The sequence below is a fragment of the Achromobacter sp. GbtcB20 genome (genome assembly GCF_019091095.1).
GTDB classification, from domain to species: domain Bacteria; phylum Pseudomonadota; class Gammaproteobacteria; order Burkholderiales; family Burkholderiaceae_B; genus Achromobacter; species Achromobacter mucicolens.
Window position 1 is genome coordinate 22,057 of record NZ_JAGXJZ010000024.1, and the last position, 26,472, is coordinate 48,528.

General features: G+C 65.0%; 25 protein-coding genes. 5 read left to right on the forward strand and 20 right to left on the reverse strand.

Annotated features, from left to right (window positions below):
- Positions 1 to 70: 70 nt before the first annotated feature.
- From KVT32_RS23880 to rpsB, 16 genes are all read right to left on the reverse strand, one after another.
- A complete protein-coding gene (locus KVT32_RS23880) occupies positions 71 to 859 on the reverse strand; it encodes an RNA methyltransferase (protein WP_152384196.1) in 789 nt (262 codons plus the stop codon).
- Entirely contained in the window at positions 856 to 1,464 is a 609-nt protein-coding gene (gene rnhB, locus KVT32_RS23885; protein WP_152384195.1) for a ribonuclease HII, read from the reverse strand. Before rnhB ends, KVT32_RS23880 begins: the two co-directional genes overlap by 4 nt.
- Entirely contained in the window at positions 1,451 to 2,647 is a 1,197-nt protein-coding gene (gene lpxB / locus KVT32_RS23890) for a lipid-A-disaccharide synthase (RefSeq protein WP_152384194.1), read from the reverse strand. Before lpxB ends, rnhB begins: the two co-directional genes overlap by 14 nt.
- Positions 2,644 to 3,438 carry an acyl-ACP--UDP-N-acetylglucosamine O-acyltransferase gene (gene lpxA / locus KVT32_RS23895; protein ID WP_152384193.1) on the reverse strand — a complete coding sequence of 265 codons (795 nt, stop codon included), beginning with the start codon at positions 3,436 to 3,438 and terminating at the stop codon, positions 2,644 to 2,646. The genes lpxB and lpxA overlap by 4 nt, the downstream gene beginning before the upstream one ends.
- A complete protein-coding gene (gene fabZ / locus KVT32_RS23900; RefSeq protein ID WP_006385190.1) occupies positions 3,439 to 3,894 on the reverse strand; it encodes a 3-hydroxyacyl-ACP dehydratase FabZ in 456 nt (151 codons plus the stop codon).
- Positions 3,895 to 3,961: 67 nt separating this feature from the next.
- The gene (lpxD, locus tag KVT32_RS23905) at positions 3,962 to 5,059 is read right to left on the reverse strand and encodes a UDP-3-O-(3-hydroxymyristoyl)glucosamine N-acyltransferase (RefSeq protein ID WP_056316781.1); all 1,098 of its coding nucleotides are present in this window, start codon (positions 5,057 to 5,059) and stop codon (positions 3,962 to 3,964) included.
- Positions 5,060 to 5,077: 18 nt separating this feature from the next.
- Positions 5,078 to 5,638 carry an OmpH family outer membrane protein gene (locus KVT32_RS23910; RefSeq protein ID WP_056316777.1) on the reverse strand — a complete coding sequence of 187 codons (561 nt, stop codon included), beginning with the start codon at positions 5,636 to 5,638 and terminating at the stop codon, positions 5,078 to 5,080.
- 109 nt (positions 5,639 to 5,747) lie between these two features.
- Positions 5,748 to 8,081: an outer membrane protein assembly factor BamA gene (bamA, locus tag KVT32_RS23915; protein ID WP_056316774.1), complete on the reverse strand. Its 2,334-nt coding sequence runs from the start codon at positions 8,079 to 8,081 to the stop codon at positions 5,748 to 5,750.
- Between the two features lie 53 nt (positions 8,082 to 8,134).
- Positions 8,135 to 9,466 (reverse strand): RIP metalloprotease RseP, encoded by a 1,332-nt coding sequence (gene rseP, locus KVT32_RS23920; RefSeq protein WP_142055686.1) that lies wholly within the window; start codon positions 9,464 to 9,466, stop codon positions 8,135 to 8,137.
- Positions 9,467 to 9,520: 54 nt separating this feature from the next.
- On the reverse strand, positions 9,521 to 10,720 hold the full coding sequence (locus tag KVT32_RS23925) for a 1-deoxy-D-xylulose-5-phosphate reductoisomerase (protein WP_152384192.1): 1,200 nt from the start codon (positions 10,718 to 10,720) through the stop codon (positions 9,521 to 9,523).
- Positions 10,717 to 11,574, reverse strand: a complete 858-nt coding sequence (locus KVT32_RS23930; RefSeq protein ID WP_056316764.1) for a phosphatidate cytidylyltransferase — start codon at positions 11,572 to 11,574, stop codon at positions 10,717 to 10,719. Before KVT32_RS23930 ends, KVT32_RS23925 begins: the two co-directional genes overlap by 4 nt.
- Before the next feature lie 51 nt (positions 11,575 to 11,625).
- Positions 11,626 to 12,390, reverse strand: coding sequence for a polyprenyl diphosphate synthase (gene uppS, locus KVT32_RS23935; protein WP_056316763.1), 765 nt, complete (start codon positions 12,388 to 12,390; stop codon positions 11,626 to 11,628).
- Positions 12,391 to 12,566: 176 nt separating this feature from the next.
- On the reverse strand, positions 12,567 to 13,127 hold the full coding sequence (frr, locus tag KVT32_RS23940) for a ribosome recycling factor (RefSeq protein ID WP_217618915.1): 561 nt from the start codon (positions 13,125 to 13,127) through the stop codon (positions 12,567 to 12,569).
- A gap of 15 nt (positions 13,128 to 13,142) precedes the next feature.
- Positions 13,143 to 13,859: a UMP kinase gene (gene pyrH, locus KVT32_RS23945; protein WP_056316757.1), complete on the reverse strand. Its 717-nt coding sequence runs from the start codon at positions 13,857 to 13,859 to the stop codon at positions 13,143 to 13,145.
- 179 nt (positions 13,860 to 14,038) lie between these two features.
- Positions 14,039 to 14,917, reverse strand: coding sequence for a translation elongation factor Ts (gene tsf / locus KVT32_RS23950; RefSeq protein ID WP_056316754.1), 879 nt, complete (start codon positions 14,915 to 14,917; stop codon positions 14,039 to 14,041).
- A gap of 180 nt (positions 14,918 to 15,097) precedes the next feature.
- On the reverse strand, positions 15,098 to 15,847 hold the full coding sequence (gene rpsB / locus KVT32_RS23955) for a 30S ribosomal protein S2 (protein ID WP_063952311.1): 750 nt from the start codon (positions 15,845 to 15,847) through the stop codon (positions 15,098 to 15,100).
- An 899-nt stretch (positions 15,848 to 16,746) separates the two neighbouring features.
- Between rpsB and map the strand changes: the two genes are divergently transcribed.
- The 5 genes from map to KVT32_RS23980 all read left to right on the forward strand — a co-directional run bounded on the left by map (position 16,747) and on the right by KVT32_RS23980 (position 22,040).
- A complete protein-coding gene (gene map / locus KVT32_RS23960; RefSeq protein WP_142055691.1) occupies positions 16,747 to 17,568 on the forward strand; it encodes a type I methionyl aminopeptidase in 822 nt (273 codons plus the stop codon).
- 16 nt (positions 17,569 to 17,584) lie between these two features.
- Complete coding sequence (locus KVT32_RS23965) at positions 17,585 to 20,191, forward strand: [protein-PII] uridylyltransferase (protein ID WP_217618916.1); 2,607 nt, start codon at positions 17,585 to 17,587, stop codon at positions 20,189 to 20,191.
- Between the two features lie 68 nt (positions 20,192 to 20,259).
- A complete protein-coding gene (locus KVT32_RS23970; protein WP_056316742.1) occupies positions 20,260 to 20,973 on the forward strand; it encodes a MarC family protein in 714 nt (237 codons plus the stop codon).
- A gap of 49 nt (positions 20,974 to 21,022) precedes the next feature.
- Complete coding sequence (locus KVT32_RS23975; RefSeq protein WP_152384190.1) at positions 21,023 to 21,505, forward strand: disulfide bond formation protein B; 483 nt, start codon at positions 21,023 to 21,025, stop codon at positions 21,503 to 21,505.
- A 13-nt stretch (positions 21,506 to 21,518) separates the two neighbouring features.
- Entirely contained in the window at positions 21,519 to 22,040 is a 522-nt protein-coding gene (locus KVT32_RS23980) for a YgjP-like metallopeptidase domain-containing protein (RefSeq protein ID WP_152384189.1), read from the forward strand.
- 74 nt (positions 22,041 to 22,114) lie between these two features.
- Here the strand turns inward: KVT32_RS23980 and purF are convergent, their stop codons facing one another.
- From purF to folC, 4 genes are all read right to left on the reverse strand, one after another.
- Positions 22,115 to 23,635 (reverse strand): amidophosphoribosyltransferase, encoded by a 1,521-nt coding sequence (purF, locus tag KVT32_RS23985; protein WP_217618917.1) that lies wholly within the window; start codon positions 23,633 to 23,635, stop codon positions 22,115 to 22,117.
- 30 nt (positions 23,636 to 23,665) lie between these two features.
- The gene (locus KVT32_RS23990) at positions 23,666 to 24,154 is read right to left on the reverse strand and encodes a CvpA family protein (RefSeq protein WP_056316730.1); all 489 of its coding nucleotides are present in this window, start codon (positions 24,152 to 24,154) and stop codon (positions 23,666 to 23,668) included.
- The gene (locus KVT32_RS23995) at positions 24,154 to 24,987 is read right to left on the reverse strand and encodes an SPOR domain-containing protein (RefSeq protein ID WP_217618918.1); all 834 of its coding nucleotides are present in this window, start codon (positions 24,985 to 24,987) and stop codon (positions 24,154 to 24,156) included. Before KVT32_RS23995 ends, KVT32_RS23990 begins: the two co-directional genes overlap by 1 nt.
- A gap of 73 nt (positions 24,988 to 25,060) precedes the next feature.
- Positions 25,061 to 26,371, reverse strand: a complete 1,311-nt coding sequence (folC, locus tag KVT32_RS24000; RefSeq protein WP_056316725.1) for a bifunctional tetrahydrofolate synthase/dihydrofolate synthase — start codon at positions 26,369 to 26,371, stop codon at positions 25,061 to 25,063.
- Between the last annotated feature and the right edge of the window lie 101 nt (positions 26,372 to 26,472).

Genomic DNA, 26,472 nt, shown 5'->3' on the forward strand with positions numbered 1-26,472 from the left:
ACAAGCGCGGCAGTATAGGGGGCAGATGCACCTATCAATCGGTGGAAAAACGGGGGGATCCCGCGCCGGCTCAGCCGGGATGGCGCTGGGTCGCCTGGCGGCGCTGCTCGAACAGGCAGATCGCTGCGGCGGCGCCGACATTCAGCGACTCGACGGCGGCGGCGTCGTGGTCTATGCGGACCTTCAGGCTGGCAGCGGCCAGCAGCGCGGGCGCCACACCCTGGCCCTCGTGCCCGAACACCCATGCGCACCGCTCAGGCAGGCGGTCCGCGTAAAGGTCGCGCGAGCCGTCCAGCGCCGTCGCCACCAGTGGCACACGCAAGCGCGGCAGCAAGGCCTGGAGATCGACATGCTCGTGGATATCCAGGGCAAAATGCGCGCCCTGGCCGCTGCGAAGCACTTTGGGAGACCAGGCCGCCGCCGAGCCCGTGGCAAGAAACACCCGCTTGATGCCGGCCGCGGCGCACGTGCGCAGCAAAGTGCCCACATTGCCAGGGTCCTGGATGCGGTCGAACAGCACGCAGGTTTCATCCACCTGTTCAGGCAGCGCGGGCACCGGTGGCGTGACCAGGAAGGCGACGCCCTGCCCGCTTTCGACGGCGGCCACGGCGTGCATCAGGCGCGCGTCCAGCGCGAGGCTGACGTTGTCCGGCACGGCCGCGGCGAGCGCCGCGATGTCCGGCTGGGAAAGGCGGTCCACGTCGAAAATCGCCCGATCCGGCGCGCCGTGGTGCTGCAACCATGCCTGGCAAAGGTGCACGCCATCGAGCAGCACGGGGGCGCCACGCTTACCCGCGGTGCCGGCCAACTTGACCAGCGCCTTGACCGCCGGGTTGTCCCGGGAACTGATGTGCTTCATGAAACCAGGCCGAAGGCCTTGATGGGCGCGAAGCTGCGCCGGTGTTCGGCGCACGGACCGTGCTCGCGCAGCCGTTGCAGATGCAGCGCCGTGCCGTAGCCCTTGTGCTGGTCGAACGCGTATTGCGGATACAGGGCGTGCAGGCGAAGCAGGTCGGCGTCGCGCGCGGTCTTGGCAAGGATGGAGGCGGCCGAGATCGCCGGCACCAGCGCATCGCCCTTGATGACGGTCTGCACGGTGCAGCGCAGTTTGGGCGCCTGATTGCCGTCGACCAGCGCCAGTTGCGGCACGGTGGCCAGGCCCTGCACCGCGCGCTGCATCGCCAGCATGGTGGCGCGCAGGATGTTCAGGCTGTCGATTTCCGCGACCGTGGCGCTGGCGATGCACCAGGCAAGCGCCTGTTCCTTGATCTGCAGCGCCAGTTCCTCGCGGCGCACGGCGGTGAGGACCTTGGAGTCGGCCAGGCCGTCAATGAAGCGTGACGGATCCAGAATGACCGCCGCCGCGTAGACCTCGCCAGCTAGCGGGCCGCGGCCCGCCTCGTCGACGCCGGCGGTCAGCAGCGCGGGCTGCTCCGGCGCCACGAAAAGCTCAGGCTGCTCCATCGGCCACCTCCAGGATCGCCTGCGCGGCCAGCGCCGGCGTATCGCGTAACAGGTCTTGGTGCATGGCGGTAAAACGGGCCTCCACGCGGGCAATCAGGGCGTCGTCGGTCAACGCCTGCCAGGTCGCTTCGGCCAGTTTATCGGGCGTCGCGTCATCCTGCAAAAGCTCGGGAACGACGAAGTCGCGAAGCAGCACGTTGGGCAGGCCCACCCAGGGCAGGTACGGGCGCTGCTGACCAGACTTCCACGCCATGATCCGCCGCATCCAGGGCGACAGGACATATGAGATGACCATGGGCCGTTTGAACAGCGCCGTCTCCAGCGTGGCGGTGCCGCTTGCGACCAGGACGGCCGTGGCGGCTTCCATGACGGACCAGGCCACCGGCGCCTTGCGGTCCCCGCCCTCGCCGTGCAGATCGTGCGCGGTGACGCAGCGCAGACCGGGCACGGGGTACTGGGCCAGGATTTCCAGGAACTCGGCCCGCCGCTGGTCATTGACCATGGGCACGATGCACTGCAGAGCCGGATCCTTCTTCAGCAGTTGCTGGGCCGCCTGCAGAAAGCGCGGCGCGAGCAGACGGATCTCCGAGGACCGGCTGCCGGGCAGGATCGCCAGCACACGGGCGTCTTGATCGATGCCCAGGCGCGCGCGGGCCGCCGCGCGGTCCGGCTGCATCGGCACGGCGCCGGCCAGCGGATGGCCCACGTACGTCACCGGTATGCGTTCCTTGCGGTAGATCTCTTCCTCGAACGGAAACAGCACCAGCATGTGCGAGACCGATTCGCGGATCTTGTGAATGCGCTCGTAGCGCCAGGCCCAGATCGAGGGGCCGACGAAATGCACCGTCGGCGTGCCCGCCTGGCGCAGCTGGTGCTCCAGCCGCAGATTGAAGTCGGGTGCGTCGATGCCCACGAAGACGGACGGCGGCTCGGCGAGCCAGCGGCGCTTGACGTCGCGGTAGGTGGCCAGCAGGCTCGGCAGGCGCTTGAGCGCGTCCACGTAGCCAAACACGGTCAGCGCGTGCATCGGATGCCAGGCGTCGAAGTCTCGCGCCTGCATCTGCGGTCCGCCGATGCCCTCGCAGCGCACGCCGCTGTCGCGCGCTTGCAGACCGGCAATGATGCGTCCGGCCAGCAGGTCGCCCGAAGGCTCGCCGGCCACCATGCCGATCCGAGCGCTCATGGGCGGATGATGCCGCGGGAGGCGACGTCCAGGAAGTCCAGCAGCGTCTGCAGATGCTCCGCGGCCTCAGGGATAGATTGCTGGCGCTCGCGCAGTTCGGCGCGCGCCGCGTCCAGGGGCAGGCCCCGGCGGTAGATGATCTTGTAGGCTTCGCGAAGAGCCGAAATCGAGGCCGCGGAAAAACCGCGGCGTTTCAGGCCTTCGACGTTGATGCCCACCGGACGGCACGGGTTGCCGGCCGCCAGCACAAAAGGCGGGGTGTCCTGCATGAGGGAGCTGTTGCCGCCCGTCATGGTGTGCGCACCCACGCGCGAGAACTGGTGCACCCCGGTCAGGCCGCCGATGATCGCCCAGTCGCCCACGTGCACGTGGCCGCCAAGCTGCACCGAATTGGCCAGGATCGTGTTGCTGCCGATGTGGCAGTCATGGGCCACGTGAACGTAGGCCATGATCCAGTTGTCGTTGCCCAGCGTTGTTTCACCGCCATCCTGCGTCGTGCCGGTATTCAGCGTGACGAATTCGCGCACCGTGTTGCGGTCGCCGATCGTCAGGCGCGTGGGCTCGCCCGCGTACTTCTTGTCCTGCGGCATGCCGCCAATGGAGCAATAACGATAGAAGCGGTTGTCGCGACCGATGGTGGTCACACCGTCGATCATGCAGTACGGGCCGATTTCGGTGCCCGCACCGATGGTCACATCAGGCCCCACCACTGCGAACGGGCCGATGACCACGGTCGGGTCGATTTTTGCCGCCGGATCGACAACAGCGGTGGGATGGATGTTTCCTGCCATTTACTCTTCCAGGCTGCGAATCGCGCACATCAGCTTGGCGGAAGCCACTTCCTGGCCGTCGACCGTCGCGCGTGCTTGATACTTACAGATGCTGCGGCTCAGGCGTTCCGCTTCGACCTCGATGCGCAGCTGGTCACCCGGGACGACGGGGCGGCGAAAGCGCGCGCCGTCGATGCCGACCAGGTAATAGGCGGTCTTGGCGCCTTCACACTTGAGGCCGCCGTTCTCGTCCGTGAACGAGAACAGCGCCGAGGCCTGGGCCATGGCTTCGACGATGAGCACGCCCGGCATCACCGGATGGTGAGGAAAATGACCGTTGAAAAACGGCTCGTTGATCGAGACGTTCTTGATGGCGACGATGGACTTGCCAGGCACCATTTCCACGACACGGTCAATCAGCAGCATCGGGTAGCGATGCGGCAGCCTCTCCATGATCCCCTTGATGTCGAGTTCCATTTTTCTATGCGTTCCTGCGAAATTAAATAATGTGGCGGCGCGGGCGCGCCAGGGCGGCGAACGCGCCCTAGTCCTTTTCCAGCGTGCGCACGCGGCGGCGCAATTGCGCCAACTGTTGTATCACGGCGGCGTTGCGCTGCCATTCGCCATGCTCCGCGTACGGGAAGACCCCGGTGTAGCGGCCAGGCTTGGAAATATTGGACGTCACTGCCGTGCCGCCCGAGATATGCACGTCGTCGCCCAGCACCAGATGCCCCGAGAGCATCGCGGCGCCGCCGATGGTGCAGCGCTCGCCGATGGTGGTCGAGCCCGCCACACCCACGCAGGCCGCCATCGCGGTATGTGCGCCGATGCGGCAGTTGTGGCCGATCATGATCTGGTTGTCGAGCTTCACGCCGTCCGCCAGGACGGTGTCTTCAAGGGCGCCGCGGTCGACGGTGGTGTTGGCGCCGATTTCGACGTCATCGCCCAGCGAAACGCCGCCGAACTGCGGGATCTTGCCCCAGGCGCCCTTGCCCAGCGAAGGATCCGGCGCGAAGCCGAAACCATCGGCCCCCAGCACCGAACCGCTGTGCAGGATGACTCGGGCGCCGATCTTGACGCCTTCGTACAGCGTGACGTTGGCATGCAGCCGGCCATCGGGCCCGATGGACGATCCGGCGCCGATGACGCAACCCGGACCCAGCACCGTGCCCCGTCCGATACGCACGCCGGCTTCGACGACGCAGTTCGGGCCGATACGCACGCCTTCTTCGATGATCGCGTCGGGCGCAACCACGGCGGAGGGATGGGTTTCAGCGGGCAAGGCGGGTCTGCGGGCAGTGTCGAACCACTGCGCGACGCGCGCGTAGAGCAGATAGGGATGCTTGCAGACGACCAGCGCAAATGGCGGGCGGTCGCTGCCCTGGGCTTCGAGCGCCTCGGCGACGTCGGTGGAGACGATGACCGCCCCCGCTCCGGTTGCGCCAAGCTGGCTTTGGTAACGGGGATTGGACAGGAAAGTGATTTCCTGGGGGCCGGCCGAAGACAGGGTCCCGATGCCGCAGACCCGCATGGGGTCTGCGCCGGGAACCGCACTGATACGCCAGTCCATACCCTGGGTATTGGCGGCGCTCAACAATGCTTCAAGTGTCGGCGCGCGGGCAAGATCCAGTAAAACCGGCATGACTAGACGGGTATCGCTTTACTTGCCCAGGCTCTGGATCACCTTGTCGGTGATGTCGATGCGCGGGTTGACCGTCACCGCGTCCTGGATGATCAGGTCGTAGTTTTCCTGTTCGGCAATGCGCTTGATGGCGTCATTGGCCTTGGACACGATGCCCGAGAATTCTTCGTTGCGGCGGCGGTTGAAGTCTTCCTGGAACTCGCGGCGCTTGCGCTGCAGGTCGGTGTCCAGGTTGGCCAGTTCGCGCTGGCGCTTGACGCGGTCGGATTCCGACAGGACGGGGGCGTCCTTGTCGAACTTCTCGGCTTGCGAGCGCAGGCTGTTGTTCAGGCGCTGGAGTTCGTCGTCGCGCTTCTTGAATTCGGCTTCGATCTTGCTTTGGGCAGTCTTGGCCGGACCCGATTCGCGCAGGATGCGTTCGGTATTGACGAAACCGATCTTGGTGCCTTGCGCTTGCGCGGGGATCGCGGCAGCCGAACCGAGAATGAGCGCACCCACCAGGGCAATGGAGCCGCCCAGCTTGCCACGGCGCTTGGCGCCCAGCGTCTTCGATGATTTAAGTGCGAAATCAGACATCATGAAAATCTCACCTTCCAGTAAGGCAAAGCCAAAGTGTGTATTGTGCCACTAAACAGCAAGGACGCTGGACCAGGGGGCCGCGCCCTTGTTTTCAAGAGTAACGCCTCGCTTAGAATCCCGTTCCGATCTGGAACTGGAAGCTTTGCTTGTCGTCGCCCGGCTTGGAATTAAGCGGTCGCGCATACGACAGCTGCAGCGGGCCCATCGGCGATTGCCAAGACAGGCCGATACCGGCCGAGAAACGCCAGCCGCACGGATCCTCGACCTCGGTGTTGTCGCGGCCACGGGTGCAGGACAGGCCGCTGCCCGCCGACACCTGACCGGCGTCGCTGAAGATGAACCAGCGCAGGGTGCGATCCTTCGAGGCGCCCGGGAATGGCAGGTACAGCTGGGCGTTGGCCACGATGCGGCGCGTGCCGCCCAGGTAATCGCCCGTCTTGACGTCGCGCGGACCCAGCGACGAGCCTTCGTAGCCGCGGACGGTGCCGATACCGCCGGCATAGACGTTCTTGATGACCGGGTAATCCTTGCTGCCGTAGCTCTGGCCCCAATCGACCATGCCGTTCAGCGCCAGGGTGTACGAGCCGCCCAGCGGCACGTAATACTGCTGTTGCGCCGTCAGCATCGTGTATTGCAGATCGATGGTCGACACGTCGGCCTTCAGGCGCGTGTACGAACCCTTGGTCGGCGCCAGCGCGCTGTCACGCGTGTCCTTGGACCAGCCGGCGCTCAGGATCACCGAGTTCGTCGCATCGCCATACTGGTCAACGAAACTTTCGTAGGCCGCCGGCGAGTTGTTGTACAGGTCGATCTGGTTGCGTTCGAAGTTGCCGCCCAGGAAGATGCGGTCGTACTCCGAGATCGGGATACCGAAGTTCATGCCCAGGCCCAAGGCCTTGACGCGGTAGTCACCGTCGTTGTTGTTCCAGGGCTCGGTCACGCGGTAGTACGCCGACGTGGTGCGGCTGATGCCGTCCTTGGTCCAGTACGGATCGGTATGCGACAGCACCACGGCGCGGTTCGTCTTGCTGGTGTTCAGTTGCAGCGTCAGGTTGGTGCCGCTGCCGAAGACGTTGTCTTCGCTGATACCGGCCGACAGAATGGCCTTTTCGGACGAGCCGTAGCCCACGCCCAGGTTGATCATGCCGGTGGGCTTTTCCTTCACGTCGACGTTGACGTCGACCTGGTCAGGGGAGCCCGGGACCGGCTCGGTCTTGACGTTGACGTCGCTGAAGTAACCCAGACGGTCGACGCGATCGCGCGAGGTCTTGATGTCGCCGGCGTCGTACCAGGCGGCTTCCTGCTGGCGCATTTCGCGGCGCACGACTTCGTCGCGGGTACGGGTGTTGCCGCCGATCTGGATGCGGCGCACGTAGACGCGGCGGCTCGGGTCGACGTAGAACGTCAGGTCGGCTTCGTGCTTGGCGCGGTCCAGTTGCGGGTTCGGGTTGACGTTGGCGAACGCGTAGCCCAGCTCACCCAGGTAGTCGGTGATCGCCTTGGCGGAATCATTAGTCTTGGCGGCCGAGAAGGTCTCGCCTGCCTTGATCTGCACCAGGTCGTTGATTTCCTTGTCCAGGCCCAGCAGGTTGCCGGCCAGCTTGACGCTGCGCACCTTGTAGGGCTCGCCTTCGTGGACGGTGATCGTGATGCGGATGTCCTGGCGATCCGGCGAAATGGTGACCTGCGGCGGCTCGACCGAGAACTCCAGGTAACCCTTGTCCAGGTAGAACGAGCGCAGGCGTTCGAGGTCGCCCTCGAGCTTTTCGCGCGAGTATTTATCGGTATCGGTGTACCAGGTCAGCCAGCCGGGGGTGGTCAGCTTGAATTCGTCCAGCAGGTCGCTTTCGGAAAAGGCCTTGTTGCCGACGAAACGGATTTCCTGGATGCGCGCAACCGAGCCTTCGAACACGTCGAAGCTGACGCCGACGCGGTTACGCGGCAGCGGCGTGACGGTGGAAGTGACTTCGACGCCGTATTTGCCCTTGGACAGATACTGCTGCTTCAATTCGTATTCGGCGCGCTCGAGCATGGAGCGGTCGAAAATGCGGCCTTCCGCAAAACCGACCTGCGCCAGCGAGGTGGTGATGGCCTTGGAATCGAATTCGCGCATGCCGTTGAAGTTAACGGACGCGATGGTGGGACGTTCTTGAACGACCACGACGACGACATTATTGTCCGTCTGGATCTGAACGTCGGTGAAAAAGCCCGTGCCATACAAACGGCGGATGGCTTCGGTGGCTTCTTCTTCGGTGAATTTCTCGCCGACCTTGACAGGCAGATAACCAAAGACGGTGCCGGCGTCGGTTCGTTGAATACCCTCCACGCGGATATCCCGCACGACAAAGGGTTCGAAGGCGTGGGCCAAGGCCGGCAACATCAGCGCGGCTACGAGACCCGGCAGTACACCCTTTTTGTGTTGAAACATCCGGCGAAAAGACATCCTTGAGTATCCTCGGTCGTGCAAATGGCGGGGGATTTTATGCTAAATGGCGTTCAAGTGAACAAACGCGTGAAATCGTTGAACAGCGCAAGCCCCATCAGGCTTGCCAATATGCCTATGCCGGCGCGTTGTCCGATGTCGATCCATCTTGCGGGCGGGGGGCTACCCCGCACAATTTCGACGAGATAGTACAGCAGATGGCCACCATCCAGCATAGGAATGGGGAGCAAATTTAAAACGCCCAGGCTGATACTGATCAATGCGATATAGGCGATATACGCAACAATTCCGATCCGGGCGGTCTGGCCGGCGTAGTCCGCAATGGTGACCGGACCGCTTACATTGCGCCACGACACGTCGCCCGTCACCATGCGGCCCATCATGCGCAGCGAAAACCAGGCGGTGTCCCAGGTGCGGACGGCGCCGCGCCAGAGGCTGTCGAAGACGCCATAGCGCACGGTCACCATCGGCACGTTGCCGCCCAGTTGCACGCCCAATCGGCCGATTTCCTGGCCGTTGACGACTTCAGGGCGAGGCGTGACATTCAGGGTGACGTTGGCACCATCCCGGACCACGGTCAGGGCGAGCGGCTTGCCGGCGCTTTCCTGGATCTGCTTGACGAGCGCGCCGGTGTCGGGCGCCGGCTGGCCATTGACGGCCACGACCAGGTCACCCGCGCGCAGGCCGGCGGCCTGCCCTTCTCCGCCGTCGATCACCGCGCGCACGGCGGGCTTGGGCTGGGCCAGACGCACGCCGGCCGCGGCAAGCGGGTCGCCCTCGGCCGGGTCCATCGTGTTGGGGGGAAGATCGAGTTCGCGCCGCTGGACGGCGCCGGACGGCGTGCTGACCTCGATGCTGGCGCGCCCGCCGGTGGACATGACGTCCATCAGACGCCAGCGGGCGTCGGACCACGAGGCGACCTCCTGGCCATCGATGGCCAGGATGCGGTCGCCGGCCAACAGGCCAGCCCGCGCTGCGGGGGTCTCGGCCGCGGGCGGCGCGATGATGGCGACGGGCTCCTCGGTGCCGGCCATGTTCAGGCACGCATACAGGAACACCGCGAGGATCAGATTGAAGATGGGGCCAGCGGCCACGATGGCGATGCGCTGGCCCACAGGCTTGGTGTTGAAGGCGGAAGCCGCCACGGCCGGCGAGGCCCCAGGCGGCGCATCGTCCAGCATCTTGACGTAGCCGCCCAGCGGCAGCGCGGATACCGCCCATTCGGTGCCGTGCCGGTCGGTGCGGCGCAGGATGACCTTGCCAAAGCCCACCGAGAAACGCAGGACCTTCACACCGCAAAGGCGGGCAACCCAATAGTGCCCGAGCTCATGGAAAATGATCAGTGAGCCGAGCGCTACCGCAAAGGCCAGCAAGGTGAAAAGCATGGGGTCGGAATCTAGGAAATCAGAGGCAAACGCAGAGGCAATCGCGGCCCGCCATCAGGCCAGTCCGAGGTTGCCCGCAAAGGCGCGCGCCTCGGCGTCAAGCGCAAGTACGTCGTCAAGACTGCTGAGCGTAACAGATGCTTGCCGCGCCTGCCACTCGAGCGCAGCCTCGATGACCCGCGGAATCCAGGTGTAGGCCAGCCGCCCGTCCAAAAATGCGTCAACCGCCACCTCGTTGGCCGCATTGAGCACCACGCAGGCGCCCTGCCCCGCCCGCATCGCGGCAAAGGAATGCGCCAGGCACGGAAAGCGGGTCAGATCCGGCTTTTCGAAGTCCAAGCGGCCATGCCGGGTCAAATCCAGCGGGCTTACGCCGCTCTCGATGCGGTCGGGAAAGCCAAGGCCGTACGCGATGGGCGTGCGCATGTCGGGCTGGCCCAGCTGCGCGAGCACCGAACCGTCGTCGTACTCGACCATCGAATGCACGACGCTCTGCGGGTGCACGACCACGTCGATCCGATCGGCCGGCATCGCGAACAACCAGTGCGCTTCGATGACCTCAAGCCCCTTGTTCAGCATCGTGGCCGAATCGACAGAGATCTTGCGGCCCATGCTCCAGTTGGGGTGGGCGCAGGCCTGTTCGGGGGTGATGTCGTGCAGGTCTTCCAGGTCGCGGCCGCGGAAAGGCCCACCCGAGGCAGTCAGCAGCAAACGGCGCACGCCCTTGGCCGGCTGCTGTGGCGCATCGGCACGGCCTTGGTGCGGCAGACATTGGAAGATGGCGTTGTGTTCGCTGTCGATGGGCAGCAATTCGGCGCCGTTGTCGCGGATGGCCTGCATGAAAAGCGTGCCGGCGGCGACCAGCGCCTCTTTGTTGGCGAGCAGCACGCGCTTGCCAGCACGCGCGGCGGCAAGCGCCGAAGGCAGGCCTGCGGCGCCCACGATGGCGGCCATCACGGTGTCGCACTGCGAATCCGCGGCGGTGTCGGCCAGCGCCTGTGCGCCCACGCGGATTTCGGGCATGGCTTGCCCGCCCGTCCAGGCATCGATGAATTTCTGGCGGGCGGCGGCGTCGGGCACCACGACGACCGCGGCCCGGCTGGCCAGCGCCTGCTCGGCCAGCCGTTGCATCCGGCTGTGGGCCGAAAGCGCGTAAACCGCCATCCGCTGCGGGTGGCGGGCAATCACGTCCAGCGTGCTTTCACCAATCGAACCGGTCGATCCCAGCACGACGACACGTTGAAAAGCCGTCAAAACAAGACTCCAGACAAAAGTAGCGCGAACGGCGCGACGGGAAGAATCGCATCGATCCGGTCATAGACGCCGCCATGGCCAGGCAAGAGTGTGCTGGAATCCTTGCGGCCCGCGCGGCGCTTGAGCAGCGACTCGAACAGGTCTCCCACAATGGACAGCACGCCCAGCACCGCGGCGATCGGCAGAGCGAGCCAGAAAGTCCAGCGTTCCACCAGGGCGTGACCGAAGGTGCCGTCCCACAGGCTGGACAGCCCGATCCACACCACCGCGCCCAGGACGCCAGCAATGGCGCCTTCGATGGTCTTGCCCGGACTCACTCGCGGAGCCAGTTTACGCTTGCCGAAGGCCCGGCCGGCAAAGTAAGCGGCAATATCGGCCACCCAGACGAGGGCCAGCAGCGACACGACGAACACGGCGCCGCGCGCCACGTACATCTGCGCCAGCACCGCCCAAGCGGCAAACGCGGCCGGGACGGAGAAGACCGACCACGCCAGACTGGCCGGCGGCGCGTCGGCGCGCCCGCGCACCACGGCGGCCACGCCGGCAAACAGCCAGACGGCGGACACGGCCGGCACCAGGTAGCGCAGCACCCAGCCGGGATCGCCCGCGCCGGTCCGGTCACCCGCCAGCCACGCGGACGTCAGCACCAGCATGCCAGCGAACAGCAGGACGGCGACACCGATGGAGATGAGGGGGGAAGGCGGTTGCGGCAGCGTCAGGCGCAACCACTCCCAGTTGGCGCACGCGGCCGCAAGGGCCAGCAGCGCGACGAACCACCAGGGATTGGCGCTCGCCATGGCGGCGGCCAGAATGGCCAACAAAACGACGGCGGTAACGATACGCTGGCCCAGCATGTGACGGTCTCCTCTTGTGCAGCCTGGAAAGACGCGCGCGTCGCGTTCAGCTTACTTTGCAGCCGCTTCGCTGACTTGTGCGCTGGTGCGGCCGAAGCGGCGCTCGCGCGTGCGGTACCAATCAAAGGCGGCCATGAGTTCATTGGCGCCGAAATCCGGCCAGTAGCGGTCCGTGAAGTAGAACTCCGCGTACGCCATCTGCCAGATCAGGAAATTGGAAATGCGCTGCTCACCGCCGGTGCGGATGAACAGGTCGGGCTCGGGGGCCCATGCCATGGAAAGGTGCCGGGAAAGACGCTCCTCGTCCACCCGTTCTGGGTGCGCGGCCAGGTCGGGCTCGGCCGCCAGCATGGCGCGGGTGGCTTGCAGGATGTCCCAACGGCCGCCGTAGTTGGCGGCGACGGTCAGGTGCAGCCGGTCGTTATGCGCGGTGCGCTCTTGCGCAGCGGCGATCAGCTCGCGCAGGCGCGGTTCGAAGGCGCTCAGGTCGCCGATGACGTGCAGGCGCACGCCCTGCTCTTGCAGCTTGCCGACCTCGCGCTCGAGCGCCTGCACGAACAGGCGCATCAGGAGCGAGACTTCTTCGGCCGGACGGCGCCAGTTCTCGGAACTGAACGCAAACAGCGTCAGGTAGCGCACACCCGCGCGACCGCACGCCTCGACCACGCGGCGGACGGCCTGCACGCCTTTGGCGTGCCCGGCCGTGCGAGGCAGCAGACGCCGCGTCGCCCAGCGGCCGTTGCCATCCATGATGATAGCGACGTGCTCGGGGATGTCGCGGATATCGGGAACCGCCTGAGTCGAACTTGTTGCCATTAGTTTGGGGGCTGCGCGCGGCGGACCGGCGAAAGACACGAATACGGGAAAAAACCTGCGCCGTCGTTTCCATCGCTACGAGGAAGTACCGCGAGGCAATGGACAGGACGGCGCATGTGCAACGAAATCCTGACGCCACGCGGGCCGACAAAGCGGCGCCGCGTGGCGTGTTGGGATTATACGGTCATGATTTCGGCTTCTTTCTGGACGACCATCTTGTCGATGTCGGCGACGGCGCGATCCGTCAGCTTCTGGACGTCGTCCTGCGAACGGCGTTCGTCGTCCTCGGAGATTTCCTTGTCCTTGACCAGCTTCTTGAGCGCTTCGTTGGCCTCACGGCGCAGGTTACGCACCGCGATCTTGGCGTCTTCGCCTTCGCTGCGCACGACCTTGGTCAGGTCGCGGCGGCGTTCTTCGGTCAGCGCGGGCATCGGAACGCGGATCGTGTCGCCCATCGAGATGGAGTTCAGGCCCAGGTCCGACTCACGGATGGCCTTTTCGATCGGGCCGGCCATGTGTTTTTCGTACGGCTGCAGGCTGATGGTGCGGGCATCGACCAGGTTCACGTTGGCGACTTGGCCGACCGGCACGGGCGAGCCGTAGTATTCGACCTGCACGTGGTCCAGAATGCCGGTGTGGGCGCGGCCCGTGCGGATCTTGGCCAGGTTGGTCTTGAGCGTATCAAGCGACTTGGCCATCCTGGCTTCGGCGGATTTGCGGATTTCTGCTGCGCTCATGGAATTTCCTTTTCTTTAAACGTGTACCAACGTGCCTTCGTCCTCGCCGCTCACGACTCGCTTGAGCGCGCCGGACTTATTGATCGAAAACACCTTGATCGGCAATTTCTGGTCGCGGCACAACGCGAAGGCGGTGGCGTCCATGACTTCAAGGCGGCGAACGATCGCCTCGTCGAAGCTGATGCGCGCGTAACGCGTCGCGGTGGGATCCTTGTTGGGATCCGCACTGTAGATGCCATCCACCTTGGTGGCCTTCAGCACGATCTCCGCGCCGATCTCGGCGCCGCGCAGTGCCGCAGCCGTGTCGGTGGTGAAGAAGGGATTGCCGGTACCCGCGGCGAAGATCACGACCTTGCCCTCTTCGAGGTAACGCAAGGCCTTGGGCCGGATGTAGGGCTCGACGACTTGATCGATATTCAGCGCGGATTGTACCCGGGTGTCGATACCCTTGTGCTTGAGCGCGTCTTGCAGCGCAAGCGCGTTCATGATGGTGGCCATCATGCCCATGTAGTCGGCGGTGGCGCGGTCCATGCCCTGCGCACCCGGGGCGACGCCACGGAAGATGTTGCCTCCGCCGATGACGATGGCCAATTCGACGCCTGCGGCGGCGACTTCAGCGATCTCATCGGTCATACGGACGATGGTGGAGCGATTGATGCCAAATGCATCGTCGCCCATCAGCGCCTCGCCGGAAAGTTTGAGAAGAACCCGTTTGTATGCCCTGCTGCTCATAGGTGATATCCCGAAGAACAATCCGACGAAAGTGTAAGACAAGAATGGGGTTGACCCCCAGCACCGCGCCCGCCTGGCGGGTTGGCTGCCCCATCGGCGTCTGCCTTTGGGGGCCCATGCGGCGAAAAAGGCCGGACTAGAATTTAATCTAGCGCCGGCCTTTAAGCACTACCTAGAGGTCAGGCGGCGCCAGCGGCGGCGGCGGCAACCTCAGCGGCAAAGTCGCTGGTCTTCTTCTCGATACCTTCGCCGACGACGAACAGCACGAACTTGCTGATCGATGCGCCCTTTTCCTTCAGGTGCTGTTCGACCGTGTGCTTGTCGCTCTTGACGAACGGCTGCGACAGCAGCGTCACTTCCTTCAGGAACTTCACGACCGAGCCTTCGACCATCTTGGCGACGATGTCGGCCGGCTTGCCGGATTCGGCGGCCTTCTGCTCGGCAACCGAGCGCTCGGCGGCGATGTCGGCAGGGTTCACGCCGTCGGCGTTCAGGGCCTTGGGCTTGGTGGCGGCGATGTGCATCGCCAGGTCCTTGCCCACTTCCTCGGCGCCGGTGTATTCGACCAGCACGCCGATCTTGCCGCCGTGCACGTAGCTGGCCAGCGAGTTGGCGGTCTCGATGCGCTCGAAGCGGCGGATCGAGATGTTTTCGCCGATCTTGCCGATCAGGGCGGTACGGGTGGTTTCGACGGTGCCTTCACCGAAGGGCAGCGCCGACAGCGCGGCCACGTCGGCCGGGTTCTGCGTGGCGACCAGCTCAGCCAGCTTGTTCACGAAGCCGACGAAGTCGTCGTTCTTGGCGACGAAGTCGGTTTCGCAGTTGATTTCGATGACGGCGCCCTTCTTGGCGTCGGCGGAGATGAACAGACCGATCAGGCCTTCGGCGGTGACGCGGGCGGCGGCCTTGCTGGCCTTGTTGCCCAGCTTGACGCGCAGGATTTCTTCAGCGCGGGCCAGGTCGCCTTCAGCTTCCGTCAGGGCCTTCTTGCATTCCATCATGGGCGCGTCAGTCTTTTCGCGCAGTTCCTTGACCAGGGCAGCGGTAATTTCAGCCATGTTTGCTCCAAATTTTGCTAAGACACGCCCCGGCGGGCCGGGGCTGTGATTTGATTCGATGAGACGCCCGCACGTGGCGGGCCTGGAAGATGGGAGCCCAGCTTCGCAGCGCCGGCGGGGCGAAAGCGGACCAGATGCGGCGCCGCTTCCAGACCTTACCCGCCGGACATGACAACAGGCTTAGGCCTGGTTGTCTTGCACTTCGACGAACTCTTCCTGACCTTCGCCCAGCTCTTCGACCAGACCGTTCAGGTTTTGCTCGCGGCCTTCCAGGACGGCGTCGGCGATGCCCTTGGCGTACAGCGCGATGGCCTTGGCCGAGTCGTCGTTGCCGGGGATCACGTAGTCGATGCCTTCGGGCGAGTGGTTGGTGTCAACCACGGCGACCACGGGGATGCCCAGGGTCTTGGCTTCGGCGATGGCGATCTTGTGGTAGCCGACATCGATCACGAACATGGCATCGGGCAGACCGTTCATGTCCTTGATGCCGCCGATCGACTTGTTCAGCTTGTCCAGTTCGCGTTGGAACAGCAGGCCTTCCTTCTTGATCATGCGCTCGGCGCCGCCTTCGGCGACCACGGCTTCCATGTCCTTCAGGCGCTTGACCGAGGTCTTGACCGTCTTGAAGTTGGTCAGCATGCCGCCGAGCCAGCGGGCGTCGACGTAGGGCATGCCGCAACGGGCGGCTTCAGCAGCGACCAGCTCGCGAGCGGCGCGCTTCGTGCCGACGAACAGGATGTTGCCGCCGCGAGCAGCCAACTGCTTCACGAACTTGGTGGCTTCCTGGTACTTATCAACCGTCTTTTCGAGGTTGATGATGTGAATCTTGTTGCGGTGACCGAAGATGTACTGAGCCATCTTGGGGTTCCAGTAACGGGTTTGGTGACCAAAGTGGACACCCGCTTCCAGCATTTCGCGCATCAAAGACATTTAATTCTCCAAGGGTTGGTTTCTTGCGCCGCACCTGCATCAGCATCTTGCTGACACCCTGGGTGGTGTTGCGCGCGATTTCCCGCAAAACGCGGGATGACAAAGATTTTAACCGGGCCGGCCGATCACTGCCGCAATAACTACGACGCTCCAGGCGCGTTGCCTGTAGCGGCTCGCCTTTAACGACTTCTACTACGCTGCCGCGATAAACCCAGACGGCCGCCACCACAAGATTCTTGCATTGCGTCTTTCCGACACTCCAGGAGACTCCTGGAAGTTTCTTCGAGACGCACCCGGAATTGTTTTGTTGGCGGCGAAATCCAGTTCTTCGCAAACCTGGCCGCTAGGCCAGCCCGCGCATCAGGCCGCTGTGGCAGTTCTTCAGGATCCTTTTCAGGAATGCCCTTTTCAGGGTGCGCTTTTCAGCGCATTTCCAAGAACTTAATCCAGCGCCCATACCGAACCTGCATCGCCGCTCGAAAACACTTCCGGGCTTGCAAGCACACCGCGCCCAGCTGGCGGCGGCATTCATGCCCCGAACGCATCCGGCTGGATCCCGATCGACGCCCGACTGCTTCCCAACACCCTGCGGCTTGCCCGAATTCGCTCCACAACCTTCGCTTGCGGTGAAACTTCAGGGCCTGCCGCGTGATCTTATGAAGAACCGCGCATGACCGAATAATCCTGCCGGGTGTGCCCTGAACCCAAAGGCCAGCACCCGCCGGGTTTGGCTGGGGGTCAGACTGCCTGAGCGTTGGCTTTTGCCGAAGCTCTTGCCATGGCACTGGCGGTGCAGACCCTTCTTGCCGGTAACCCGATTGCTCCCCAAATTTTTAGGGAAGCCTATAATTCTACTATTCTTTCAAGCAGACATTCAAGCGACATATCGCAAGCTTTCCATGGGCACAATCACTGATCCGGCCGACCTGGCCAAGATGCGCGCCGCCTGCCAGGACGCCGCCAAAGTTCTCGATTTCATCACGCCGCACGTCAAACCGGGCGTTACCACCGGCGAACTCGACCGCCTCTGCCTGGAGTACCTGACCGACGAACTGAAGGTGAAGTCCGCCACGGTCGGCTACGCGCCCCCCGGCTACCCGCCCTTCCCCGGCGCCATCTGTACCTCCGTGAATCACCAGGTGTGCCATGGCATCCCGGGCGACAAGGTGCTGAAAAATGGGGACTCATTGAACATCGACGTCACCATCATCAAGGATGGCTGGTTCGGCGACACGAGCCGGATGTACGCGGTGGGCGAACAGTCCATTTTGTCCCGGCGCCTGTCCGACATCACGTTCGAGTGCATGTGGAAGGGCATCCAGCAGGTCAGGAACGGCGCCACCCTGGGCGACATCGGCAACGCCATCCAGAAGCACGCCGAGTCCAACGGCTTTTCGGTGGTGCGCGAATTTTGCGGCCACGGCATCGGACAGCGCTTTCACGAAGATCCCCAGGTCCTGCACTACGGCAAGCCCGGCACGGGCGTAAAGCTGGTGACCGGCATGCTGTTCACGATCGAGCCGATGATCAACGCCGGGCGCCGCGAGATCCGCCAACTGGCCGACGGCTGGACCGTGGTCACGCGCGACCACAGCCTGTCCGCGCAATGGGAACACGCCGTCTGCGTGACGGAGACCGGCTACGAGGTCCTGACCCTGTCGCCCGGCATGCCCCAGCCGCCCGCGTTCATCACCGAACCCATCGTCATCCCCGCCGTCTGAAGCACCGCAGCCATCCATGACCGCCGAAATCCTTACCCAGCTGCGCGAACGCATTCAGGAATCCCGGCGGGCCGCGGTGGCCCAGTTCCGGGAACACGAACGCCCCGATATCCTGCTGACCGAACTGCGGCGCATCGTGGATGCCGCCCTGCGGGATCTGGTCAAGCATTGCCCGCTGCCGGTCGGCGCCACGCTGGCGGCCGTGGGCGGCTATGGCCGCGGCGAGCTCTACCCCCACTCCGACGTCGATCTGCTGATCCTGCTGCCGCATGCGCCGACGCCCGACGAGGAAAGCGCGATCGAAAAGCTGGTGGCGTCGCTGTGGGATCTGGGACTGGAGCCGGGCCACAGCGTGCGCACCATCGAGGACTGCGAACGCGAGGCGGACGCCGACATCACCGTGGAAACCGCCCTGCTGGAATCCCGCTGGCTGGCCGGCAGCCGCGTGCTGATGCGCAAGTTCGACGCGGCCACCAAGTCGCGGCTCGATCCGCAAGCTTTCTTTCTGGCCAAGCGCGTCGAAATGCAGCAGCGCCACGGGCGCTACCACGACACGCCCTACGCGCTGGAACCCAATTGCAAGGAATCGCCCGGCGGGCTGCGCGATCTGCAGGTCATCCTGTGGATGGCCCGGGCCGCCGGGTTTGGCAACAACTGGCGGTCGGTGGCGCAGGCGGGTCTGCTGACCTCGTCCGAGGCGCGCGACCTGCGCAAGGCCGAGCAAGCCTTCAAGCGCCTGCGCATCGAACTGCACCTGCTGGCCAACCGGCGCGAAGACCGGGTGCTGTTCGACCTGCAGCCCGCGCTGGCCGAGGTCTACGGCATCCATGCGACTGCCACGCGGCGCGGCAGCGAACTGCTGATGCAGCGCTACTACTGGGCGGCACGGCTGGTGACGCAGCTGAACGGCATCCTGGTGCAGAACATCGAGGAGCGGCTGTTTCCCCGCCCCGACAGCGACGCGCGCGACATCGACGACGATTTCCGCAACCTGCGCGACCGCCTGGACATCATTCGGGACGACGGCTTCGAGCGCAATCCCACCCTGCTCCTGCGCGCCTTTTTGGTGATGCAGCAGCACCCCGAGCTGACGGGCATGTCTGCCCGCACGCTGCGCGCCATCTGGCATTCGCGACACCGCATCGACGCGCAGTTCCGCCGCAATCCGGTCAACCGCAAGCTGTTCCTGCAGATCCTGCAGCAGCCGCGCGGCATCGTCCACGAATTGCGGCGCATGACCATGCTGAACATCCTGCCGCGTTACCTGCCGGTGTTCCGCCGCATCGTGGGCCAGATGCAGCACGATCTTTTCCATGCCTATACGGTGGACCAGCACACGCTTGCGGTGGTGCGCAACCTGCGCCGTTTCACCATGCCCGAGCACGCGCAGGAATATCCGTTGGCCAGCCAGCTGATCGCAGGCCTGGACCGTCACTGGCTGCTGTACGTGGCCGCGCTGTTTCACGACATCGCCAAGGGCCGCGGCGGCGACCATTCTGAATTGGGCGCGCGCGAGGTGCGCAAGTTTGCCGCCGACCACGGCATGGATCCCGAAGACGCCAAGCTGGTGGAGTTCCTGGTGCGCCAGCATCTGCTGATGTCGGCGGTGGCGCAAAAGCGTGATCTGTCCGATCCCGACGTGGTGAAGGAGTTTGCCGCGACGGTCAAGGACGAACGCCATCTGACCGCGCTTTATCTGCTGACGGTGGCCGACATCCGCGGCACCAGCCCCAAGGTCTGGAACGCCTGGAAGGGCAAGCTGCTGGAAGACCTGTACAAGCTGACGCTGGCCGCGCTGGGCGGCGCCCACGCCGACGCCCATACGGTGCTGGCCGAACGCAAGGAAGAAGCGGCGCGGCTGACGCGCCTGGCCGGTCTGCGCGACGACGCGCGCGAAGCCTTCTGGAATCAGCTGGACGTGGCGTACTTCCTGCGGCACGACGCCTCGGACATCGCCTGGCACACGCGCCATCTGTACCACCAGGTCGAGCCCGCGCGGGCCGTGGTCAAGGCGCGCCCCACCGAGCAAGGCGAAGGCCTGCAGATCATGGTCTACACGCGCGATGCCCCCGACCTGTTCGTGGCGATCTGCGGCTATTTCGACGCCAAGTCCCTGTCCATTCAGGACGCCCGCATCCACACGACCCGTCATGGCTGGGCGCTGGACAGCTTTATCGTGCTGCTGCCGGAAGGCGCCAGCGACCTGCGGGCGCAGGCCACGCTGGTCGAGCACGAACTGGCCGAGCGGCTGAAGGACCCGCAAGCAGCCGCGCAGGCCCAGCCCGGGCGCGGCGGATGGTACGGACGCGGCCGGCAGTCGCGCGTGTCTCGCGTGTTTCCGGTCATGCCGCAAGCCGAACTGCAGCCGGACGAGCGCAGCACATCGTGGCGCCTGTCCGTCACGGCGACCGACCGGCCGGGGCTGCTGCATGCCCTGGCGCGCGTCTTTGCCCGCCACGAGGTCAACCTGCTCATGGCCAAGATCATGACGCTGGGCGACCGCGTCGAGGACGTGTTCATCGTGGACGGGTCCGCCCTGGCGCGCCCCCGCAGCCAGATGCAGTTCGAACGCGACATCCTGGACGCGCTTTCCGGCGGCGAGGCCCAGCAGCGCGCCGCCTGAGCCCGCATCGCCAGACCCCGCCCGGACCGCATACAATCCGGGTTTTCGGCCAGGCGATGCTTGCTCCCATGCAGCTCAATGACTATCTGCGCGTTTTCGGTGGCAGCTTTTTCTTTGCGCTGGCCACCCTGCTGCCGTTTCTGAACCCACCCGCGATCGCCCCCATCTTCCTCTCGCTGACCGAGGGCGCTTCGTCCGCCACGCGGGTGGTGCTGGCCAAGCGGGTCGCCACCAACGTGTGCCTGATGCTGATCGTGGCCATGGTGGCGGGCAACGTGCTTCTCAGCTTCTTTGGCATCTCGCTGTCGATCGTGCGCGTGGGCGGGGGCATGCTGGTGATCGCCAGCGCCTGGCGGCTGGTGAACTCGCCAGATGCCGACACCGAACGCGTCGCCCGCATGGCCGAATCGTTCACGCCCGAAATGGCCAAGGCCCGCGCGTTCTATCCGCTAACCTTTCCCATCAGTTGCGGTCCCGGCTCCATCGCGGCCGCCATCACGGTGGGGGTCTCGCTACGAGACCAGAATCACGCATTGAGCCTGGTACGCCTGGCCGGCTCCATTCCTGGCATCATCGTCGTTTCGCTCACGCTGTATGTCTGCCTGCGCTTTGCGGCCCAGATGCTGCACCGCCTGGGCGACAATGGCACCGCTGTCTTCATGCGGTTGTCGGCCTTCATCATGCTGTGCCTGGGGGTGCAGATCTTCTGGGAGGGCGCCCGGGAACTCCTTTTGGGCGTGCTGACCCAGGTGATGCAACCAATTCCCGTCCCGAAGGCCTAAGCATGGCCGGCCGCCACGCCGGCCTCGTTTAACCCATTCCAACGCAACAATGACCTCTCGCTCAGAACGCCTGCTCCGCCTGATCGCCCTCTTCTCCTTCGGCGCCGTGGGCATCGCCCTCGTTTCCCAGCACGTCTTCGACATGCCGCCCTGCGCCTGGTGCGTGTTGCAGCGCCTGATTTACCTGGTGATCGGCGTCGTCGCCCTGGTGGGCGGCTTTGGCGGCGGACGCGCCCTGACGCGGATCTGCGGCTTTCTGGCCGCCCTGCTGTCGCTGTCGGGCATCGTGGCCGCCTGGTACCAGTACACCGTGGCCGCCAACATGCTCTCGTGCGACCAGACCTTTGCCGATCGTTTCATGACCGGCATCGGCCTGGAAAGCGCCATCCCGTCGCTGTTCGGCATCTACGCCACCTGCATGGACGCCAAGGTGCCGGTGCTGGGCATTGAATATGCCCTGTGGAGCCTGGCGCTCTTTGTGATTCTGTTCTTCATGGCGCTGCCGGTGGCGTTCAGGCGCGGCCGCGCGTGAACGCGGCGTGCACATGCAGACACTGAAATACCTGGCCGGCTATCCGGAACCGCTGCTGGCGCAGGCCCAGAAACTGCTCGACCAGGACAAGCTGGGCGCGGCCCTCCTGGCGCGCTATCCGGAAGGCGCGCACGACGTGCGCACCGACAAGGCGCTGTACCAGTACGTGACCGAGCTGAAGAACGCCCACATGCGCAATGGCGACCAGATCAACAAGGTTGTGTTCGACAGCAAGATCCATGTGATTCAGCACGCGCTGGGCCAGCACACCTACATTTCGCGGGTGCAAGGCGGCAAGCTGAAGGCCAAGCACGAGATCCGCGTGGCGACGTTGTTCAAGAACGTGCCCGCGCCATTCCTGAAGATGATCACTGTGCACGAGCTGGCGCACCTGAAGGAGAAGGACCATAACAAAGCCTTCTACAACATGTGCCTGCGCATGGAGCCGCACTACCACCAGTACGAATTCGACCTGCGCCTATACCTGACGCACCTGGAGGCCACGCGCACGCCGCTGTGGGAAGCGAAAGGCTAGATCGCATCTTCAACGGGTAAAAAAATGCCGTCCCGAGGGACGGCATTTTGTTCTGCGCCAAACGCCGGCGGCGATCAGGCTTCGTCGGAGGTGTGCCCCATGTTGAAGCGCAGGCCGCCCGCATCTTCGTCCTTGCCGGGCTCGGAGCGCGATTGCCCCAGGCGGGCCAGGTACTCGGGCGTGATGTCGCCGGTGATGTACTGGCCGTCGAAGCACGAGGCCTCGAAGCGCGTCAGCTTGGGATTGATGTCGCGCACGGCCTGCTGCATGTCGTGCAGGTCCTGGTAGACCAGGCTGTCCGCGCCAATGGCGCGGGCGATTTCCTCGTCCGTGCGGCCGGTGGCGATGAGCTCGCTCTGCGTGGGCATGTCGATGCCGTACACGTTGGGGAAGCGCACCGGAGGCGCGGCCGAGGCGAAGTACACCTTGTTGGCGCCGGCGGCGCGGGCCATGTCGACGATCTCGCGGCTGGTCGTGCCGCGCACGATGGAGTCGTCGACCAGCAGCACGTTCTTGCCCTTGAATTCCATGCCGATGGCATTGAGCTTCTGGCGCACCGACTTCCGGCGCACGGCCTGGCCCGGCATGATGAACGTACGGCCCACGTAGCGGTTCTTGATGAGCCCTTCGCGATAGTCCAGGTTCAGGCGTGCGGCAAGCTGCATGGCGGCCGGGCGCGAGGAATCGGGAATCGGCATGACGACGTCGATGTCGCCCAGGCGCATGTTGCGCGCGACCTTGTCGGCCAGGTACTCACCCATGCGCAGGCGCGCGTCGTACACCGACACGCCGTCGATCATCGAATCGGGGCGGGCGAAGTAGACGTATTCGAAAATGCACGGAACCAGCTGGGGGTTGTCGGCGCACTGGCGGGCCACCATGCGGCCGTCCAGGTCGATGAAGACGGCTTCGCCGGGCTCCACGTCGCGCACGAACGTGAATCCGCTGCCTTCAAGCGCCACGGATTCCGAGGCAACCATCCATTCCACACCCTCTTCGGTTTCCTGGCGGCCGATACACAGCGGGCGGATGCCGTTGGGATCGCGGAAGGCCAGCAGGCCGTAGCCGGAAATCTGGGCCACGACGGCATAGGCGCCGCGCACACGCTTGTGCAGGGCGGACACGGCGCGGAACATGGCGTCCTCGTCGAGCGACACGCCGTTGGCGGCCGATTGCAGCTCGTGCGCCAGCACGTTCAAGAGGACTTCGGAATCGGAGTTCGTGTTGATGTGGCGGCGATCGACGCGATACAGCGACTCGCGCAGCTCACGCCAGTTGGTCAGGTTGCCGTTGTGGGACAACATGATGCCGAACGGGGCATTGACGTAGAACGGCTGGGCCTCTTCCTCGCTGGCGCTGGAGCCGGCGGTGGGATAGCGGACCTGGCCGACGCCCGACGTGCCGGGCAGCGCGCGCATGTTGCGCGTGCGGAAGACATCGCGCACCAGGCCGTGCGCCTTGTACATATTGAACTGGTTGCCTTGCGACGTCGCAATGCCCGCGGCGTCCTGCCCGCGATGCTGCAACAGCAGCAAGCTGTCATAGAGCAGCTGGTTGACCGGCCCGCGCCCGATGACCCCTACGATTCCACACATGGTGAGATTTCCTGGTTGATTTGAAGCTAATCAGTACGGCAGCCACGTCGCCAGGGTTGGCGGCAGCCACGTCTTGATATGTTTGATGGCCTCGATGGCCGAATGCGAAAACATGGCGTCCTGCCACCACGGCTCTTGCGGCAGCGGCGTATACCCTGCGGCGGCGACCAGCGCCAGCACGATCAATAGACCACGGGCCAGCCCGAACATTCCGCCCAGGCCGTGATCGGCGGGGCTGAGTCCGGTGCTGCGGATCAGGGCGGCAAGCGTCATATTGACCAACCCCACGCCGAGCAACACGATGATGAACACCGCCGCGTAGGAGACTCCCATGCGCAGCAGCGTCGTTTCAATATAGGGCTCCAGCCAGGTGTACACCGTGGGGCCCCACCATATCGCGGCCACGAAGGCCAGCAGATAGGCGACCAGCGACAGCACCTCTTTGAGCAGGCCGCGCACCAGGCCCAGCACACCCGATACCACCAGGATGGCCAGCACGACGAAGTCGAAGCCGGTCACTATTGGGCGGCAATGAAACCATTGTCATAGCCCAGCGTGCGCAACCGCGCCTGGGCCGCCTGGGCCGCCTCGCGCGACGGGAACGGCCCCACGCGCAGACGGTACTGCTGCTTGCCATTGATCGTGGCCTGCTCGACGAAGGCGTTGGTGACGCCGGCCTGATGCAATTTGCCGCGGCGCGACTGGGCGTCTTCGGAAGTCGTGTAGGCAGCGATCTGCAGCACGAAATTGCCCTTCGCGGCGGCGGGTTTGGACGCTTCCGGCTTGGGCGCCGATGCCGGCGCACTGCGGCCCTCGAGCAGCGCCAGGGCGCGAGCGCCGTCGTCGGAACGCGTTTCAGGCTTGGCCGGCGTGGTCGACTTGGCGGGCTCGGGCTTGGGCTTGGTTTCGGGCTTGGGCGGCGTGGCCGGCGGGACGGCAGGCGTCGCGGGCGGGGTGGCCGGCTGCGTGGTGTGGGGCGTGGTGGGCGTGCCGGACGCGGCGGCCACGGGCGGCACGGAATTCACGGCGGGAGGCGTAGGCACCGCGGCCGGGTCGGTGGCCCCGGACGCCGAGGGGTCGGCGGGCGCGGCAACCTGGGGTTCGGAGACCTGAGGCTGGAACGGCGTCGTGCGTTCCGGCACCTTGATGGGGATGTTGTCGTCGACCGGGGCGGGCTGAGAGTCCAGCACCATGGGCAGGATGATGACTGCGGCCAGCACCAGCGCCACTGCGCCCGCAAGCCTGCGCCGCGCGCGGCCGCGCAACTCGGCCGCCTGGACCTCGCTGGGCACGGCAGCCCGTTTGGAGGCCTGCGCCTGCTCGGCAGGATCTTTGCGTTTGAAAAAACCCATGGAAGAGAATTCCTTGCGGCGCCTTGCGGCATTGCGGCGGCACGGCCGCCATGACGCGAATGGCCCGATTTGCCTATGCCTTGCGACCCAGAGCCTGCAAAACGGAGGCTACGGTGAGAAACGATCCAAATACGACGATTCTATCATTCTCCCCTGCCCGTTCGCGCGCTGCCGCAAAGGCCTGGGCAGGATCGGCGTAGGCCTGGATGCCGGGGCTTTCGCTGCCGGCGGGCAACGGCGGGAGGGCCGCGCCGACCTGGTCCGCGAGCGCCTGGCCCGGGGTGCCGCGCGGTCCGGGCAGGCCCGCGCAATACCAGTAGTCGATGCGGGAACCGAGCTTGGCCACCACGCCGGCGAGGTCCTTGTCGTTCAGCATGCCGAACACCGCGTGGGTGTACGGATGAAAGCCCATGTTGTCCAGGTTCTGCGCCAGCACGGCGGCGGCGTGCGGGTTGTGCGCAACGTCCAGGATGACGGTGGGCTGGCCCGGCAGGATCTGGAAGCGGCCCGGCAGCGAAGCTTGCAGCAGCCCCAGGCGCACGGCCTGCTGCTGCACGGGCAGTCGGTCGCGCACGGATTCCAGCGCGGCCAGCGCCGCCGAGGCGTTGAGCAATTGGTTGGCGCCGCGCAGGGCCGGATAAGCCATCGCGCTGCGGCGCTGTTCGCGCCCGCCATAGGCCCACTGCTGGCGGTCGCCCGAATAGTTGTAGTCGCGTCCGAAAAGCCACAGGTCCGCGCCGATCTCCTGGACGTAATCCAGCAGCGACTGCGGGGGCACTGGGTCGCTGCAGATGGCGGGCCGGCCGCTGCGGTAGATATGGGCTTTTTCGAAACCGATCTTTTCGCGCGTGTCGCCCAGCCAGTCGGTGTGATCGAGGTCGACGCTGGTGACGATGGCGCAGTCGGCGTCGACGATGTTCACGGCATCCAGGCGTCCGCCAAGGCCGACTTCGAGGACGACGGCGTCGAGCCGCGACTGCGAGAACAGGCGCAGAATGGCCAGCGTGGTGAATTCAAAGTAAGTCAGCGAGACGTCGCCGCGCGCGGCTTCGACGGCCTGGAACTGGGCGATCAGGTCCTGATCGGACGCGATCTGCCCGTTGACGCGGGCGCGCTCGTTGAAGTCGATGAGGTGCGGCGAGGTGTACAAGCCCACCTTGTAGCCCGCCGCAAGCAGGATGGCCTCGAGCATGGCACAGGTGGAGCCTTTGCCGTTGGTGCCGCCGACGACGAATTTCACGCCGGGCAGCGACAGCGCCATGCGGTCCGCGACCTGGCGCACCCGGTCCAGACCCATGTCGATCGCCGTGGCGTGGATGGACTCCAGGTACTGCAGCCAATCAGACAGGTTGGCGGCGGCGTCAGGCGTGCGGACAGAAGACATGAGGCGGGTTCGCGAAAGGAAATCAGCCTGCGATTTTAGCAGTCCACGCCCGGTGTTTTCCCTAATCCCCTAGGGCGCGGCCCGGTATCCCGGAACAAAAA

What these genes read in the sequence shown, in the direction of transcription:
- KVT32_RS23880 (WP_152384196.1), bottom strand. Translation starts at nt 859, where the DNA reads ATGAAGCACATCAGTTCCCGGGACAACCCGGCGGTCAAGGCGCTGGTC.
- rnhB (WP_152384195.1), bottom strand. Translation starts at nt 1,464, where the DNA reads ATGGAGCAGCCTGAGCTTTTCGTGGCGCCGGAGCAGCCCGCGCTGCTG.
- lpxB (WP_152384194.1), bottom strand. Translation starts at nt 2,647, where the DNA reads ATGAGCGCTCGGATCGGCATGGTGGCCGGCGAGCCTTCGGGCGACCTG.
- lpxA (WP_152384193.1), bottom strand. Translation starts at nt 3,438, where the DNA reads ATGGCAGGAAACATCCATCCCACCGCTGTTGTCGATCCGGCGGCAAAA.
- fabZ (WP_006385190.1), bottom strand. Translation starts at nt 3,894, where the DNA reads ATGGAACTCGACATCAAGGGGATCATGGAGAGGCTGCCGCATCGCTAC.
- lpxD (WP_056316781.1), bottom strand. Translation starts at nt 5,059, where the DNA reads ATGCCGGTTTTACTGGATCTTGCCCGCGCGCCGACACTTGAAGCATTG.
- KVT32_RS23910 (WP_056316777.1), bottom strand. Translation starts at nt 5,638, where the DNA reads ATGATGTCTGATTTCGCACTTAAATCATCGAAGACGCTGGGCGCCAAG.
- bamA (WP_056316774.1), bottom strand. Translation starts at nt 8,081, where the DNA reads ATGTCTTTTCGCCGGATGTTTCAACACAAAAAGGGTGTACTGCCGGGT.
- rseP (WP_142055686.1), bottom strand. Translation starts at nt 9,466, where the DNA reads ATGCTTTTCACCTTGCTGGCCTTTGCGGTAGCGCTCGGCTCACTGATC.
- KVT32_RS23930 (WP_056316764.1), bottom strand. Translation starts at nt 11,574, where the DNA reads ATGCTGGGCCAGCGTATCGTTACCGCCGTCGTTTTGTTGGCCATTCTG.
- uppS (WP_056316763.1), bottom strand. Translation starts at nt 12,390, where the DNA reads ATGGCAACAAGTTCGACTCAGGCGGTTCCCGATATCCGCGACATCCCC.
- frr (WP_217618915.1), bottom strand. Translation starts at nt 13,127, where the DNA reads ATGAGCGCAGCAGAAATCCGCAAATCCGCCGAAGCCAGGATGGCCAAG.
- pyrH (WP_056316757.1), bottom strand. Translation starts at nt 13,859, where the DNA reads ATGAGCAGCAGGGCATACAAACGGGTTCTTCTCAAACTTTCCGGCGAG.
- tsf (WP_056316754.1), bottom strand. Translation starts at nt 14,917, where the DNA reads ATGGCTGAAATTACCGCTGCCCTGGTCAAGGAACTGCGCGAAAAGACT.
- rpsB (WP_063952311.1), bottom strand. Translation starts at nt 15,847, where the DNA reads ATGTCTTTGATGCGCGAAATGCTGGAAGCGGGTGTCCACTTTGGTCAC.
- map (WP_142055691.1), top strand. Translation starts at nt 16,747, where the DNA reads ATGGGCACAATCACTGATCCGGCCGACCTGGCCAAGATGCGCGCCGCC.
- KVT32_RS23965 (WP_217618916.1), top strand. Translation starts at nt 17,585, where the DNA reads ATGACCGCCGAAATCCTTACCCAGCTGCGCGAACGCATTCAGGAATCC.
- KVT32_RS23970 (WP_056316742.1), top strand. Translation starts at nt 20,260, where the DNA reads ATGCAGCTCAATGACTATCTGCGCGTTTTCGGTGGCAGCTTTTTCTTT.
- KVT32_RS23975 (WP_152384190.1), top strand. Translation starts at nt 21,023, where the DNA reads ATGACCTCTCGCTCAGAACGCCTGCTCCGCCTGATCGCCCTCTTCTCC.
- KVT32_RS23980 (WP_152384189.1), top strand. Translation starts at nt 21,519, where the DNA reads ATGCAGACACTGAAATACCTGGCCGGCTATCCGGAACCGCTGCTGGCG.
- purF (WP_217618917.1), bottom strand. Translation starts at nt 23,635, where the DNA reads ATGTGTGGAATCGTAGGGGTCATCGGGCGCGGGCCGGTCAACCAGCTG.
- KVT32_RS23995 (WP_217618918.1), bottom strand. Translation starts at nt 24,987, where the DNA reads ATGGGTTTTTTCAAACGCAAAGATCCTGCCGAGCAGGCGCAGGCCTCC.
- folC (WP_056316725.1), bottom strand. Translation starts at nt 26,371, where the DNA reads ATGTCTTCTGTCCGCACGCCTGACGCCGCCGCCAACCTGTCTGATTGG.